Annotated in this window: 16 protein-coding genes; 11 read left to right on the forward strand and 5 right to left on the reverse strand. The window is 71.8% G+C overall.

Features of this window, described 5'->3' with window-relative positions:
• Positions 1–105 precede the first annotated feature (105 nt).
• Positions 106–492: a hypothetical protein gene (locus ACFOYY_RS08870; RefSeq protein WP_352012608.1), complete on the reverse strand. Its 387-nt coding sequence runs from the start codon at positions 490–492 to the stop codon at positions 106–108.
• 180 nt (positions 493–672) lie between these two features.
• On the opposite strand from ACFOYY_RS08870, the gene ACFOYY_RS08875 reads away from it, so the two are divergent.
• From ACFOYY_RS08875 to plsX, 9 genes are all read left to right on the forward strand, one after another.
• Positions 673–1,290 (forward strand): D-sedoheptulose-7-phosphate isomerase, encoded by a 618-nt coding sequence (locus tag ACFOYY_RS08875; RefSeq protein WP_352012607.1) that lies wholly within the window; start codon positions 673–675, stop codon positions 1,288–1,290.
• On the forward strand, positions 1,287–1,991 hold the full coding sequence (locus tag ACFOYY_RS08880) for a D-sedoheptulose-7-phosphate isomerase (RefSeq protein ID WP_352012606.1): 705 nt from the start codon (positions 1,287–1,289) through the stop codon (positions 1,989–1,991). Before ACFOYY_RS08875 ends, ACFOYY_RS08880 begins: the two co-directional genes overlap by 4 nt.
• Positions 1,992–2,088: 97 nt before the next feature.
• Positions 2,089–2,910: a hypothetical protein gene (locus ACFOYY_RS08885; protein WP_352012605.1), complete on the forward strand. Its 822-nt coding sequence runs from the start codon at positions 2,089–2,091 to the stop codon at positions 2,908–2,910.
• Positions 2,907–3,080, forward strand: a complete 174-nt coding sequence (locus ACFOYY_RS08890) for a hypothetical protein (protein WP_352012604.1) — start codon at positions 2,907–2,909, stop codon at positions 3,078–3,080. The genes ACFOYY_RS08885 and ACFOYY_RS08890 overlap by 4 nt, the downstream gene beginning before the upstream one ends.
• A 60-nt stretch (positions 3,081–3,140) precedes the next feature.
• Positions 3,141–3,518: a hydrogenase maturation nickel metallochaperone HypA/HybF gene (locus ACFOYY_RS08895; RefSeq protein ID WP_352012603.1), complete on the forward strand. Its 378-nt coding sequence runs from the start codon at positions 3,141–3,143 to the stop codon at positions 3,516–3,518.
• A gap of 191 nt (positions 3,519–3,709) precedes the next feature.
• On the forward strand, positions 3,710–4,759 hold the full coding sequence (locus ACFOYY_RS08900; RefSeq protein WP_362916937.1) for a polyprenyl synthetase family protein: 1,050 nt from the start codon (positions 3,710–3,712) through the stop codon (positions 4,757–4,759).
• Positions 4,756–6,216, forward strand: coding sequence for a phytoene desaturase family protein (locus ACFOYY_RS08905; protein ID WP_386189238.1), 1,461 nt, complete (start codon positions 4,756–4,758; stop codon positions 6,214–6,216). Before ACFOYY_RS08900 ends, ACFOYY_RS08905 begins: the two co-directional genes overlap by 4 nt.
• On the forward strand, positions 6,213–7,148 hold the full coding sequence (locus tag ACFOYY_RS08910) for a phytoene/squalene synthase family protein (protein ID WP_386189240.1): 936 nt from the start codon (positions 6,213–6,215) through the stop codon (positions 7,146–7,148). Before ACFOYY_RS08905 ends, ACFOYY_RS08910 begins: the two co-directional genes overlap by 4 nt.
• Entirely contained in the window at positions 7,141–8,109 is a 969-nt protein-coding gene (plsX, locus tag ACFOYY_RS08915; protein WP_386189242.1) for a phosphate acyltransferase PlsX, read from the forward strand. The genes ACFOYY_RS08910 and plsX overlap by 8 nt, the downstream gene beginning before the upstream one ends.
• Before the next feature lie 14 nt (positions 8,110–8,123).
• On the opposite strand, the gene ACFOYY_RS08920 is transcribed toward plsX, so the two are convergent.
• Entirely contained in the window at positions 8,124–8,765 is a 642-nt protein-coding gene (locus ACFOYY_RS08920) for a spheroidene monooxygenase (protein ID WP_386189244.1), read from the reverse strand.
• A gap of 49 nt (positions 8,766–8,814) precedes the next feature.
• Between ACFOYY_RS08920 and ACFOYY_RS08925 the strand changes: the two genes are divergently transcribed.
• Positions 8,815–9,441, forward strand: coding sequence for a glycerol-3-phosphate acyltransferase (locus ACFOYY_RS08925; RefSeq protein ID WP_352012597.1), 627 nt, complete (start codon positions 8,815–8,817; stop codon positions 9,439–9,441).
• Here ACFOYY_RS08925 and ACFOYY_RS08930 read toward each other — a convergent pair.
• The 3 genes from ACFOYY_RS08930 to ACFOYY_RS08940 are packed head-to-tail and all read right to left on the reverse strand — an operon-like array spanning position 9,374 to position 12,821.
• A complete protein-coding gene (locus ACFOYY_RS08930; RefSeq protein ID WP_386189246.1) occupies positions 9,374–10,519 on the reverse strand; it encodes a glycosyltransferase in 1,146 nt (381 codons plus the stop codon). The two genes, ACFOYY_RS08925 and ACFOYY_RS08930, sit on opposite strands and share 68 nt — an antisense overlap.
• An 8-nt stretch (positions 10,520–10,527) precedes the next feature.
• Positions 10,528–11,991 (reverse strand): phytoene desaturase family protein, encoded by a 1,464-nt coding sequence (locus ACFOYY_RS08935; RefSeq protein ID WP_362772178.1) that lies wholly within the window; start codon positions 11,989–11,991, stop codon positions 10,528–10,530.
• A complete protein-coding gene (locus ACFOYY_RS08940; protein WP_352012594.1) occupies positions 11,979–12,821 on the reverse strand; it encodes a carotenoid biosynthesis protein in 843 nt (280 codons plus the stop codon). The genes ACFOYY_RS08935 and ACFOYY_RS08940 overlap by 13 nt, the downstream gene beginning before the upstream one ends.
• Before the next feature lie 881 nt (positions 12,822–13,702).
• On the opposite strand from ACFOYY_RS08940, the gene ACFOYY_RS08945 reads away from it, so the two are divergent.
• The gene (locus ACFOYY_RS08945; protein WP_386189249.1) at positions 13,703–14,512 is read left to right on the forward strand and encodes a sterol desaturase family protein; all 810 of its coding nucleotides are present in this window, start codon (positions 13,703–13,705) and stop codon (positions 14,510–14,512) included.
• The last annotated feature ends 22 nt before the right edge of the window (positions 14,513–14,534 follow it).

A 14,534-nucleotide genomic window follows, 5' to 3' on the forward strand; every position in this document is an offset into this window, starting at 1 on the left:
CGCCGCCTCCGTCCCCGTCCGCCCCGATGCCAGGAAGATATCCGGAACCCCCGCGATCACCAAGAGGGTGGGTTCGGGGAGCCACGGCCGTACGGCATGGGCGGGTCAGGGCGGGCGCCGGTCCCCGGAGAGGGTGAGGGCGCGTTCCAGCAGGCCGAGCAGCCGGGTGTGCTCCCGGCCGCCGCGCTGTTCCGGGGGAAAGGTGTTCAGCGCGGCCCGCAGCCAGCAGGCGGCGACCCCCGGAGCCGACTCCATGACCGCCGCGGCGGCCTCGCCCAGGGCCGTCAGGTGCTCGTGCTCCGTACACGCGGGCGTGGGTCTCGCGGCGGTGCCCCGGCCCGTCCCCTCGTGGGGCGAGCCCGACCGCGGCCGCGCCCGTCCTCCGTGCGCGGTTCTCTCACATGTGGTTCTCTCACGCGCGGTGCCGACCCGCTTCCACCGGACCGCCGACTTGTCGCCCGCCACGCCATCACCCGACCAGACCGACTCCATAATGTCAATATTACCTACCGATTTATAGGGTATATCTGCGACGTGTGACTTCGGGAGCGGGAGGCCGGTGGCGGCATGCCCATGATCAGACCTTTACCCCGGTTTGCAGCGCCGGAGGTGTCGGCGTCTCGGACACGCGTCGTAGCCTGACGACTACCGCGGACAACGGAGCGTTCACCCATGCCAGTGACATCGACCATGCATCCGGCTGTCGGCGCGGCCTTCCTCAGACGCGACCGCGCGGGCCGGGCACTCGCGGCGGACGCCGAACGCGTCGCCCTGGCCTGCCGTGAGATGGCGTCGCGGTTCCGCAGGGGCGGAAAACTGATCGTCTTCGGCAACGGCGGCTGCGGCACGGACGCGGCCCACATCACCGCCGAGTTCATGCACCCGGTCATCGTCGGCAGACGGACGCTTCCCGCGCTGGCGCTGAGCAACGACTGCGCGACCGTCACCGGGGTGAGCGGAAGGGAGGGCCTCGCCGAGGCCTTCGCCCACCAGGTGCGCCGCTGGGCGGACCCGGCCGACATGGCGCTGGGGATCTCCCGCGACGGCCGCTGCGAGAACGTGCTGCGCGGTCTGGAGACGGCGGGGGAACTGGGCCTGCTGACCGTCGCGCTCACCGGGGGCGACGGCGGGATCACGGCCGGGCGGGGCGTTGCCGACCATCTGCTGACGGTCGACTCCGACGACCCCGCCGTGGTCAAGGAGGTCCACGTGACCCTCTGCCACCTGCTGTGGGAACTGGTCCACGTGTTCTTCGAGAAGGCGGGACCCGTGGGCGAGGGAGCGCGATGAGCACGCTTGAGGATCCCGCCGCCGGGGCGGTGCCCGCCCTCTACCCCTTTCCCGCCCCGGGACGGCGGATCGCCGCCCCCGCACGATCCGACTCCGCCGCGGCGCTGGCCGAGGCCCGCAGGTCGGCCGAGGAGAAGGCGGCCGAGATCGTACGGCTGCGCTGGCAGGTCGCCGAGGTCGCGGGCGACGAACTGGCCGAGTGCGCCCAGGAGATGGCCATCAGGTTCGCCGCGGGAGGCAGGCTGTTCGCCTTCGGCAACGGTGGCGGCAGCACCGACGCCCAGCAGGTCGCGACCGCCTTCCTGCACCCGGCCTACGGCCTGTCGCTGCCCGCCCTCAGCCTGACCGGCGACGTCGCCGTGGTCACCGCGCTCTCGAACGACGTGGGCTTCGAGGCCGTCTTCGCGCGTCAGCTGGCCACGCTCGGAAGGCGCGGCGACATCGCCCTCGGCCTGTCCACGAGCGGCGGCTCCTTCAACGTCCTGCGGGCCCTGGAGGAGGCCGCGCACCAGGGCATGCTCACCATCGGCCTGGCCGGGGACCAGGGCGGCAGGATGGCCGGGCTCGGCCTGCTCGACTATCTCTTCGTCATCCCGTCGTCGTCGGCGCACCGAGTCCAGGAGGCCCAGGCGACGGTCTACCACGTGCTGTGGGAACTCACCCAGCGAGCGCTCGGGGTGAACCCGCCGGGCACGGGCTGAGGGCGGGCGGCGACAGGACAGAGACACAGGACAGAGACACAGGACGGTGGCACAGCGGCGACGGGGTATCGGCGGGCGCGAGGTGGCGGGAGGCGGCATGACGGCGTGGACCGGAGACGGGATCCCCTCCGGCGTGCCCGCGCGGATCGCCCGCAGGGTCGCCGACGCCGTGCTGTACCGGGACCGATCGCCCGCGGCCCCGGGGGAGCGGCCGGGAACGCTGGTGCCGCCGGGACGTCCCGAGGAGGAGGGCACCTCGTGGAGCATGACCGAGTGCCTGCTCGAACGGGCGCAGGACGCCTCGGTCCACCTGTGCCTGCGCTTCCTGCACCTCAGGAGGTGCGGTGTCGAGCGCACCCGGCCGGAGTCCGGAGAGGGGACCTTCCTGTCCTACGACGAGGCGACCGAGCGCGAGATCGGAGTGTCCTTCCCGCTGGCCGTACTGCTCGGCGGGGAGCGGACGACGGAGGTGAACGTCCCCGGGGACCGCTTCACCGAGCAGATCCGCGGCCCCCGCGGCGGACCGGAGGGGCGGGTGGTCTGCGAGCACCTGCCGTTGGACGCGGCCCTCACGATGAGCGCCGAACGCCTGGCCGGGCCGTGCGGGCTCATCCGGTTGCGTGTCGTGGCGCGCAACACCGCGCTCCTGATCGGGCGGGGGGTCTCGGGCGAGTACGCGCTGCGGCGGTCGCTGCTTTCGGCGCACCTGATCGTCGAGACGGACGGCGGGGGCTTCGTCTCGCTCGCCGATCCCCCCGAATGGGCCGGGCCGTTCGCCCGTGCCTGCCGCAACGAGCACACCTGGCCCGCGCTGGTCGGTGAGCCGGGGCACCGTGACGCGGTGCTTTCTTCGCCCGTGGTCCTGCCCGACCACCCGGACGACCCCGCGCAGGCGGGGGATGAGGAGGCCATCGCGTGAGGAGCTTCGCCATGGGAGGAGGACTGCCGCGACGGCCGCTGACCGCGGTGACGACAGCGGCGACGACGGTGGTGACGAGGGCGCTGGTGACGGGAGCCGGCTGGGTGGTCTACCGGGTCCTGCCCCGTCTCGGGCGCCGGGGCGGCCGCCCGGAGAACGGTGGGACGTGACACTCCGCGCGGCGGGAAGCCGCTGAGGAACAGGACAAACCGGGAACGAGGGAATCGGGCATGCACGAGTTCGGGGTCGCGGAGGCGATCCTCATCGCGGTCGAGGAACGCGCGGAGGGCCGGAGGGTGGGCCGGGCCAGGGTGCACGCGGGCGCCCTGCTCCGGGTGACGGAGCCGGAGATCAACCACGCCTTCGCCAAGGTCGCGGAGGGCTCGCTGGCCGAGGGGGCGAAGGTGGAGCTGCTCATCGTCCCCGCCCAGCTCATCTGCCGCAGGTGCGGCCAGACCGCGGCGGCGTTCGTCCCGCGCTCCGTCTGCGTCGAGTGCGACGGCACCGACGTCGAGACCGTGGGCGGCGACGACCTCTTCCTCGATTCCGTCCAGTTCCTGGAGTCCGCCCAGGCCGCCGGGCCCGTGGACGTGCCGGAGCACGCTTGACCACACCAGGGCGTTTTATGGCCTTTTTTGCGACTTCTTGCGTGATGGGGTGATTTATTAGCACGGAGCCCGGGGATGGATCGTCAGGGAATGCGATGATCATGGCCCATTCCGGCTCGCTCTCCGGTAGGCGCATCCGAATGCGGTTGCGGCTGCGAAGTTACCCCCAACAAGACAGAGGAGCGACGCCCATGGCCACCGTCACCCGCGAAACCGATCATCTTCGCGAGCGGATGAGCCGCTACCTGGACGAGTTCCTGGAGCGGGAGACAGCGGAGATGGCCTTCCTGGGTGAGGACCTCGACTTACTACGGCACACCCTGCTCGGTTTCGTCCGCCAGGGCGGCAAACGCCTCAGGCCCGCCTTCGTCCACTGGGGACACCGGGCGGCGGGCGGCGAACCAGGGGACGAGGCCGTGCTCGCCGCGGGCTGCGCGGTCGAGCTCGTGCACGCGTGCGCGCTGATCCTCGACGACGTGATGGACGAGGCGGAGACCCGGCGGGGGAGGCCCGCCGTACACCTCGCGCTCGCCGAGCACCACGGCGGACGGGGCTGGCGGGGGGACGGGCGGCGTTTCGGGGAGTCGGCCGCGACCCTGTTCGGCATGCTCGCCTACACCTGGGCCGACGCGGCGCTGCTGCGCGCCGGGCCCCACCTCACCGACGCGTTCGAGGTCTTCACCCGGATGCGGACCGAGGTCGTCGGCGGCCAGTATCTCGACCTCGCCTACGCGGCCGGGGGAGCGAGCAGCCCGGTCGAGGCCGCTCGGGTCGCGACGTACAAGTCGGCCAAGTACACCATCGAGCGCCCCCTGCACCTCGGCCACGCCGTCGCGGGCGGCGACCCGAGGCGGCGCGCCCCGCTCAGCGCCTACGCCCTGCCCCTCGGGGAGGCGTTCCAGCTGCGCGACGACGTGCTCGGTGTCTTCGGCGACCCGGAGGTCACCGGCAAACCCGTCGGCGCCGACCTGCGCCAGGGCAAACACACCTGGCTCACCGCGACGGCCAGGGAGCGGGCGGGCCGGTACGACGCCGCGCTGCTCGACGACGTCCACGACGAGGCGGACGTCGCGGCGGCCCGACGGCTGATCGTCACCACGGGAGCCCTGGAGACGGCCGAGGAACGCATCACGGACCTGGTCTCCCTGGCCAGGACGGCCCTGGACGAGGCGGACCTGCCGGCGGAGGTCGTGCGCGGGCTCGGCGAGCTGGCCGACCTGGCGACGCGGAGGCGGGCGTGAGCCCGGTCGTGGTCGTCGGCGCCGGGCTCGGCGGCCTGGCGGCGACGGTCAGGCTGGCCGCGGCGGGCAGGGACGTCACGCTCGTCGAGGCCAGGGACGTGCCTGGAGGCTGCTGCGGCTCCGTGAGCCTGGACGGCTACCGCTTCGACACAGGTCCCTCCGTGCTGACCATGCCGCAGGTGCTGGCCGACGTTTTCGCCGCGGCAGGGCACGACATGGAGAGCCTGCTGCCGCTGCGGCGTCTGGACCCCTACTACCGGCTGCGTTTCCACGACGGTTCCCACCTGGACGTGGTCGCCGGCCGGGACGCCATGGCCGAACGGGTACGCGAGCTGTGCGGAGCGGCCGAGGCCGACAGGTATCTCCGTTTCAGGGCGAGGCTCGGCGAGCTCTTCACCGCGGAGTGGCACGACTTCATCGACCGTGACGTGACCCGGTTGCGGAGCCTGCTGCGCCCTCTCGCCCTGGCGAGGCTGGCCTCTCTGGGGGGTCTGCGACGCCTCGACCGGCTCGTCAAGGCCCACCTCACCGACCCCAGGCTGATCAGGGCGCACACCTTCCAGGCTCTGTACGTGGGGTTGTCCCCTCGTCAGGCCCTCGGCATCTACGCCGTGATCGCGCACATGGACACCGTCGGCGGTGTCTTCTTCCCCGCCGACGGCGGCATGCACGCCATCCCGCGGGCACTGGCCGACGTGGCGCGGAAGGCCGGGGCACGCATCAGGTACGGCACGCGGGCCGTCAGGGTCGAGACCGGCCACGACGGGGTCCGCGCGGTACGGCTCGACACCGGCGAACGCCTGCCCGCCCGGCACGTCGTGGTCGCCTGCGACCTGCCCGGCGCCCATCAGGGGCTGCTGCCGCCCGAAGCGAAGGACTGGCGTCTGCGCCGCCCCCGTTTCTCCCCCTCGTGCCTGGTCATGCACTTCGGCCTCGACCGGAGGCTGGCCGACCAGGCTCACCACACGCTGCACTTCGGCAGCGACTGGGACTCCGGCTTCTCCGCCCTGCGCGCGGGCAGGCCACAGCCCGACCCCAGCCTGCTGGTCACCTACCCCGAGTCCGACTCCTCCGCCGCCCCCGAGGGCCACGCGACACTCACCGTGCTGGAGCCGACCGCGAACCTGCGTGGCGAAGGAGACTGGACCCGCCTGACCCCGTACCTGCGCGAACGTCTGCTCGGCAGACTGGCCGGCCTCGGCTACGGCGACCTTTCGCAGGACTCCCGGCTGACCTTCGACCCGCCCGCCTGGGCCGGGCTCGGCCACTCGGCGGGCACCCCTTTCGCCCTGGACCACCGCCTCACACAGACGGCCTGGTTCAGACCGGCGGGCGCGGCCGGTCGTGTCCCCGGCCTGCACTTCGCTGGAATGCACACCGCCCCCGGCGTCGGCGTGCCGCCGGTGCTGATCTCCGGCAGGCTGGCCGCGGAACGCATCCTGAGGACACCCCGATGACCCTGGCGCCTCCGGTGACGCTGACCACCAGCTACGAACTCTGCCGCAGACTCAACGCCCGCCACGGCCGCTCCTACTACCTGGCGACCCGGCTGCTGCCGGCCTGGAAACGTCCCCACGTGCACGCCCTGTACGGTTTCGCGCGCCGTGCCGACGAGATCGTGGACTCTTTCGCGATGACCGGGGACCGGGCGGCCGCGCTGGACGGGTTCGCCGTACGTACGGCCCACGCCCTCGCGGGCGTCCCCCAGGACGATCCGGTGCTTCCGGCGTTCGCGCAGACCGTGCGCTCGTTCGGCATCGACCACGGCGACATCGAGTCCTTCCTCGCCTCGATGCGGGCCGACCTGACCGTCAGCCGCTACACCACCTACGACGACCTGCTCGGCTACATGGAGGGGTCGGCGGCGGTCGTCGGCACCATGATGCTGCCGGTTCTGGAGGCGCTGCCCGGCATGGTGGAACGGGCCCGCGAACCCGCCAGGCAGCTCGGGTTCGCCTTCCAGCTGACGAACTTCCTGCGTGACGTGTCCGAGGACCTGCGACGCGGCCGGGTCTACCTGCCGCTGGAGGACCTGGAGAGGTTCGGGGTACGGGTCGCAGACCTGGGGCGGCCCACCCCCACCCGCGCCCTGCGCGAGCTGCTGGCCTTCGAGACCGAGCGGGCTCGTGAGCACTACAGACGCGCGGCCGAGGGGATCGACCTGCTGATCCCCTCCTCCCAGCCGTGCGTCCGCGCCGCCCACGAGCTGTACGGCGAGATCCTCAGCCGTATCGAGGCGGCCCGCCACGACGTCCTCGGAGCCAGGGCGGTCGTGCCGCTGGGCCGCAGACTGGCCGTCTTCACCCGGCACCTGTACGCGGCCTGTGTGGCGGACAGGGCCGAACGCCGGGTGGTCACCCGGAGTCCCCAAGGAGGGCGCGATGCCTGATCCGGTGGCCGTCGACGCCATGGGCGGAGACCACGGCCCAGCCGAGACGGTCGGTGGCGCGGTCGTGGCCAGCCGCGAGTACGGCGTCCCCGTCGTGCTCGTCGGCAGATCCGGGGAGGTCCGCCGGCACCTGGCGCGCCACGGCGCCCTCGGGGAGATCGGTGTGGTGCACGCGGAGGAGGTGATCCCGATGGACGAGCCGGGCGCGGCGGCCACCGAGGCCGCCTCAAGCCTGAGGATCGGCTGTGAACTGGTCGGGCGGGGCGACGCCTCGGCGTTCGTGTCCTCGGGCCCGACCGGGGCCGTCGTGGCGTGCGCCGTCCGGGGCATCGGCAGGGCGCCGGGCGTGCTCAGGCCCGCCCTGGCCGTCGCCCTGCCCTCGGTGACCGGTGGCGCGACCGTGTTGATCGACGCCGGGGCGACCGCCGATCCGGTGCCGGAGATGGTCGCCCAGTTCGCGGTGCTCGGCACCTCCTACGCCCGGCTGGTCCTCGGCGTGCCGGACCCGTCCGTCGGCCTGCTGTCGATCGGCTCGGAACCCGGGAAGGGGAACCGGGTGACCCGTGGGGCGGGGGAGCTGCTGTCCAGCCTGCCCCTGCGCTTCCACGGCAACGTCGAGGGACACGATGTGCTGGCCGGGACCGTGGACGTGATCGTCACCGACGGGTTCACCGGCAACATCGTGCTCAAGAACGTCGAAGGGACGGTGCGCGCGGCGCTCACCCTGGTCGCGGAGGGGGGAATCGCCACCTCCGAGGCGTTGCGTGAGGTCACCCGCCGCTATGACCCCGAAACCCACGGCGGGGCGGCGCTGCTCGGTCTGCGCGGCACCGTCGTCGTCGCGCACGGCGCGTCCGGGGCTGCGACGATCGCACGGGCCTGCGTGCTCGCCCGTGCCCTGGCGGACGGCGGCGTCACCGGCCGCCCCGGGGACTGGCCCGCCGCCGAGTCCGTTCGATGAGCCGGGCGCTCCCCTCAGGCGATGGGGTCGGCGCCGTTCCAGGTCCCCTCACTGGCGTACGGCGCGAACCGGGCGAACAACTCCTCGGAGTACCACCGCTGTGCCCTGGTTCGCTCGATCACCTCCCGATGCGCCCGTCCCCGGTAGGCGAAGTCCCGTACCGCGCCCGTGTCGCGCCACAGCGAGAACGTCGCCTGTCTGGCCAGCGGCCACTCGCCGACGCCGACGCAGGCCAGACAGCCGTCCTGGCCCAGCAGGAGACGGTCGACTCGGGGAACGGACCGGTAGAACGCCACCAGCCGGGACGGCCGGATCGACGCCCGGGTGAGTACGGCCACCGGCCCGCCGCCCGCCGCGTCGTCTCCGCCCGCCTCCGGTATGCCGGAGCCGAACGGTTCGACGCCACCCCACCTCCCACGCGAGGCCAGCGGCCTCAGCCGTACCTGCCATGCCTCCACGGCCCGCCCGCGCCAGCGCGCCACGATCGGGGAGGTCGTGAGGAAGCCGTCGAGGGCGGCCTCGTGCCGCCAGACCGCGAACAGAGCCCAGCGGCGCAGGTCCGCGCCCAGGCTCATCGACGCGCCACGGCCGGTGCCGAGCAGCCGCCAGAACACCAGCCCGTCGGTGCCCGTGAGTGAAGGCCGGTCGAAGGCCATGTGACCGACAGCCCCCAGATCCGCATATCTGATGAGATGGAATGAGGCGATGACTCCCGGACCGCTCTGCGCGCTGGTGGCTCTCATCGGCGGCTACCTCCTGGGATCCGTGCCGGTCGCCGTACTGGTCGGGCGGACCCACGGCTTCGATCCCCGCGAGGCGGGGGACCGCAACCCCGGCTTCTGGAACGTCATGCGAAGTCTCGGCCGGCGGGCCGCCGTACCCGTCTTCGCGGGCGACACCCTCAAGGGCACGCTCGCCGCAGGGCTGGCCCTGGCGGTGAGCGGCGCGCACACCACGGGGACCGGCGTGGTCGCCGGCGGCGGCGTCGTGCCGGTGTACCTGGCGGTGGCCGCCGCGATGGCCGGGCACGCATGGCCGGTGTTCGCCGGATTCAGGGGCGGCCGGTCCGTCCTCACCTTCGTCGGCGGCTTCGCCGTGATCTGCCCCCCGGCCTTCCTGCTGGGCGTCGTGGTCCTGGTCCTGGCCGCCCTGACGGCGCGTTCCTTCGCGGTCGGGGCCAGGGTCGCGGTTTTCGGCCTGCCGCTCCTCCAGCTGTTCTTCACCCCGATCGGGCAGGTGGCCGCGACGGGGGCGCTGATGTGTCTCATCGGCCTTCGTTTCGGACAGGCCGCCCGGTCCTCCCACACGGGCCGGGCGGCGGACGGTACGTGAGAGCGCCCATCTCGGCGGCGGGGTAGCGGCGGCCACGCCACGAGCGCACGGGGCGCAGCGTCGCCTGCGTCAGCCGTACGGCCGTCAGCGGATCCAGCAGCGGAGAAAGCAGCACGCCGGGCCCCGGTACGGCGTAGTTGCCGCGCAACGCGCGGGCCAGCAGTGTCCGCGCGGCCAGCAGTCCCAGATCGAGACGGGTCGGCCTGCCGGAGAGCAGCCGCAGGACGGGCAGGGCGGTCGTCAGCCAGACGACCGCCAGGTCGGCGACCTGCCAGCCGGGCCCGGTGACGTCGCGCAACGGCAGCGACCTGCCCCACTCACGCCACACCCCGGCGGCGGACTCGTGCATGTCCACCTCCAGCAGCCCGCCCGCGTCCAGGAAGGCGACCGCCCAGCCGTCCGCCGCGAGGAGCCTGGCCAGCGCCACGTCGTCGGTCATGTGCCCGCGCACCCTGCCGAACCCGTCCGCCTCCAGCATCGCCGTACGGCGGAAGGCCATGCACTGGCCGTTGGCCACGACCCGGTGGGGAGGTGGTGGCGTTGACGGCCCGATCGGGCCGAACCGGTAGACCAGCGTCGCCAGGAAGGAGGCGTGCAGTGCCTGCTCGGCGACCCCGTCGCAGACGAAGCGCGGACCCGCGCTGACCAGGTCGTGGTGCGCCAGGGCGGCGGTGAGCGCCCCGACCAGGCCGGGGGCGGGCCTGGTGTCCGCGTCGAGGGTCACCACGACGTCGTTGACCGCGGCCGTGACCCCCTGCCGCAGCGCCCACTGCTTGCCGACCCAGCCACGGGGCGGCGGCGTGCCCGCGACGACCCTGGCGCCAAGCCCGGCCGCCAGGGCGGCGGTGCCGTCCCGTGCGCCGTCGTCCACGACGACGACCTCGGCCACCGCGGGATCGGCCAGGAGCGCCTTCAGGCAGGGACCGATGCGCTCCTCCTCGTCGCGGGCCGGTACGACCACGGAGACCGGCGTATCCGTCGTCGTGGGGCTCAGCCGAGGCAGGCGGTCACGGCCGCGGGCGAGCCGCACCGCGGCGGTGACCGCGGCCGCCGCCTGGAGCACGGTCAGTGCCCTCATCGGAGTCCTCATCGGCGCGTCCGGATACGCGGACGGCGGGCGTCCTGCTTCAGGGAGAAGTCCTCCTCCACGAGCGAGGCCACGATGCGACCGCCCAGCGTCACCAGCGGCAGCCCGCCGCCGGGATGCGCGGAACCGCCGACCAGGTAGAGGCCACGTCTGGGCCCTCTGTTGCCCGGACGCCTGAAGGGCGCCAGCGGGCCGTCGTAGGCGCCGCCGTAGATAGCCCCGCCCCATGCGCCGTAACGGTCCCGCAGATCGGCGGGGGTGAACAGGTCGACGAAACGCAGCCTTCCCGACAGGTCGTGACCACGCGCGGCCAGGCGTTCCAGAACCAGGTCCCGGTAGGCGGACGGCGACATCGGCCACCGCAGCGGATCACGGGCGGGGACGTTGACCAGCATCACCCAGTTCTCCGCGCCGTCCGGTGCCTGCGACGAGTCGTCGACGGCCGAGCAGCCGACGTAGACGGTCGGATCCTCCGCGGGCCTGTGCCGCTCGAAGATGTCGGCGAACTCCCGCCGGTAGTCGGCTGAGAAGACCACCGAGTGGTGCGCCAGGCCTTCGGTCCTGCCCTCGACGCCGGCCAGCAGCAGGAACGCCGAGGACGACCTGCCGAGCCTGGCGATCCGCCGCAGCCGCCGCCGGTCAGGCAGGAGCCGCCCGTACAGCGCCGCCGCGTCGACGTTGGCGATCACCACGTCGGCCCGCTCGCGTTCTCCCGAGGCGAGCCGCACCCCCAGGACCCGCTCCGAGTCGGCGAGCACGTCGGTGACCCCGGTGCGCAGTGTCACCTCGACCCCGGCCTCCTCAAGCCGTGCCCGCAGGGCGTCCGCCAGACGGGGCAGGCCGCCACGCACGTACCAGCCTCCCTGCCCGTGTTCGAGGGCGGGGACGCATCCCAGCGCCGCCGGAGCCCGGTAGGGGTTCGCCCCCGCGTAGGTCGCGTACCGTCCCGTGTACTGCCGCAGGCGGGGATCGGTGAAGAAACGCCTGGCCAGACCGTCGAGCGTACGGCCTGGCGCGACCGCGAACAGGTCGGACAGTCGTGCTTGCGCGGGCGGCCGGTCGATCGGGCCCGCGAAGAACGTGCGGTGCGACGCCTCAAGACAGGTCCGTCCCCAGCGGTGGAAGGCCAGCCAGTTCCGGCCCTCCCCGGGCGCGAGCCGGTCGACCTCCGCGGCCATGGCGCCGGGATCACGGCGGGCCGTCAGCACCGAGCCGTCGGCGAAGCGGTAGCGGCACAGTTCCCGGGGTTCGACGAGGTCGAGGCCGAGCCCGGCGAACAGATGCGGCATGGTCAGCAGCGACGGGCCGAGGGAGAAGGCGAAGCCGTCACGCCGGTGCTCGGCCAGCTTGCCGCCGAGGCGGTCAAGCCGCTCGTACAGGCGCACCCGGTGGCCCCGCCCTGCCAGCAGAAGGGCGGAGACCATCCCGCCGACGCCGCCTCCCACCACGATCACGTCTGCCACGCGCGGCTCCTTCTTCTGACGCCCGACCAGGCGGCCACGGCGAAGCACCCCATGCAGGCCCCTCCCAGGACGGCCACCAGGGGGTCGGGCGGGGTGAAGACCACCGCGAAGCCGACCGTCTCCATCAGGGCCATCACGGTGTAGAGACCCACGAGTCCCGCGCTCGTCGTGGCGCCTGCCGCGGTGATTCCGTCGATCAGGACCATGACCAGCAGCGAGACCAGCAGCCAGCCGGCGAAGTTGCTCAGCGGGACACCGCGGTAGGGCCCGGGGACATGCCAGGTCCACAGGCCGAGCCGCGTCATCTGCGGGTCGAGGAACAGGTCCCAGGCGGTGAGCGCGCAGGCGCCGAGCACGATCCGTGTGACCCGGCCGCCCCTTGAAACCGTGGTGGCGGCCAGTGCCGTCGCGTGCGCGGCCAGTCCCATGCCGCCCCAGGCGAGCGCCACGATCACGGGCACCCCGCCCGGCTGCGGCCAAAGGACGTCGGTGTAGGCGTAGCCGCCGAACGGCAGCCCTGTTCTGACGCCGACCCACTCGGCGGCGTACCCCGCCGCGGCCGCGGCACAGAGGGCCGCAGAGGCCCTGAACGGACCGTACGTCCCGGCGGCGAAGGCCAGGGCACAGACCGTGAGCAACAGCACGATCAGACCGGTCAGCCGGGCGGGCCGGGAGTCGAGACCGGACACGACCTGCGCCGCGACCATGACGGTCAGCAGGATCCCGCCCGTCGCATCCGGAAGGGAGGGTCTGGCGCGCGGGGCGCCCCGGGCGTCCGTCGTCGCGCCAGGACCCGGCCGTCCGCTGCTCATCTTCTCGCTGTGCCCCACGAACGGTCATTCGAGCGTTGCCCCATGGTCAGATTCACTTTGGCCTCCCGGAGTCCGTCCCTGTTCCCCACGGTGTTCCCTCCACCCGTGCCGCTCAGTGCCGCTCCGTGCCGTTCCGCGCGGAGCGGCGCACCGGGTGCGGGAGGGGGAACGGCGGGTGTCGCGGCCGAAACTTTTTCGGAAATCCGGGACGAGGTTATCCGCCGCCACGAATACACATCAAAGGTTGGCGCGAAATATTAAGTTAACCAATGGTTTACATGGTTTGCACTGTATGCACCTTATGTCCATTACTTGCTCATGTAAAACCAGAAAGGGTTGTCCGTAAATCCGATTTGGGGCTGAAAGAATAGATTATTAACTGCGCCCGCAAACCCGGGTTTCTGTCATTGCATCTATAGGTTGAGGGCGGCGTGCAAAAAATCTGGTCCGCGTCATATTGATTCCGGTTGGTGCCTGTGGTTACGTCTGAATGTCGAACGATGGGGGTTGAATTACCGCATTGTCCGCACATGGGAAAATTGTCGCCAGCCCAAATCTGCCCAGGTCAAAGCCATTTTGGAGTACTGTGACGTTGTCCGGACTCTTGATAGAGGGATGTCATGCGCGAGAGCGTCTTCGGGGGAGGGGGGGTGAAGATGACGGGCTTCGGGGGAGCTCTCCCGTTCCGCCGGAGGTCGCCGCCGCGATTTCCGTATCCGCCGTTCCTTTGACCGATTTGCGGTCGTTCGAGTCCTTTTAGGTGGATGCGTGGCATGGGTATTATGTTCGAACAAGTGTCGCAACGGCGGCGAAGGTTAAACAGTTTCACGTTTCCGGCGCGCCGTCTCGTGCGCCGTTGCGCCTACCCCGTCCTTCTCGTCGCCGTCGTTTCGACAGCCGTGGTGGCCATAGGCCGCCACCTGGATTTCGGTCAGGTCAGCGCTCTTTTCCTGGCCGGCACGATCGCATACCTCGCACTGCTCGAACGGGTGGTCCCCTACGAGCGTGGCTGGCATCCCGACCGCCGCGAATGGGGCTGGTACGGTCTCTACCTCGTGCTGACGCTCGCCACCAGCAGCGTGGCGCAGTTCCTGGTGATGACCCTCGTCGGCGTCCTGGCGGTCCGGGTCCCGATGATCCCCCTGTGGGCGGAGATCCCCACGGCCCTTCTCGTCGGCTCGCTGGCCAGTTACGTGGTCCACCGGCTCGCGCACACCCGCCCCCTGTTGTGGCGCCTGCACGGTGTCCACCACGTCCCCGAGAAGGTCAACGTCGCCAACAACGGCGTCAACCACGCCTTCGACGTCCTGTTCGAGCAAGGGATCGTGCAGCTGTCGCTGGCGCTGGCCGGCTTCTCCCAGGAGGCGGTCTTCGCGGTCGGCCTGTTCGTCGTCGCGCAGGGCTACTTCGTACACGTCAACGCCGACATCCGCATCGGCCCGCTCAACTACCTCTTCGCGAGTCCAGAGCAGCACCGTCTCCATCACAGCACCGACCTGTCGGAAGCCGGTCACTACGGCTCCGACCTGTCGATCTGGGATCTCATGTTCGGCAGCTTCACATGGCGTTCCGGCCGCACACCGGTCGCCGTAGGGCTGACGGACCCCGCGTCCTTCCCCAGGACGGATGCAGTCCTTGCCACCTTCTCCCACCCCTGGCGCCGACGCCCCGCGGTTTCGTCGCCGGAGGCCGGTGGCCCGGCCGCCTGACCAGGCCGGGAACGCGCGCCGT

It is taken from the genome of Streptosporangium jomthongense, from assembly GCF_042650425.1.
Taxonomy (GTDB): Bacteria; Actinomycetota; Actinomycetes; order Streptosporangiales; family Streptosporangiaceae; genus Streptosporangium.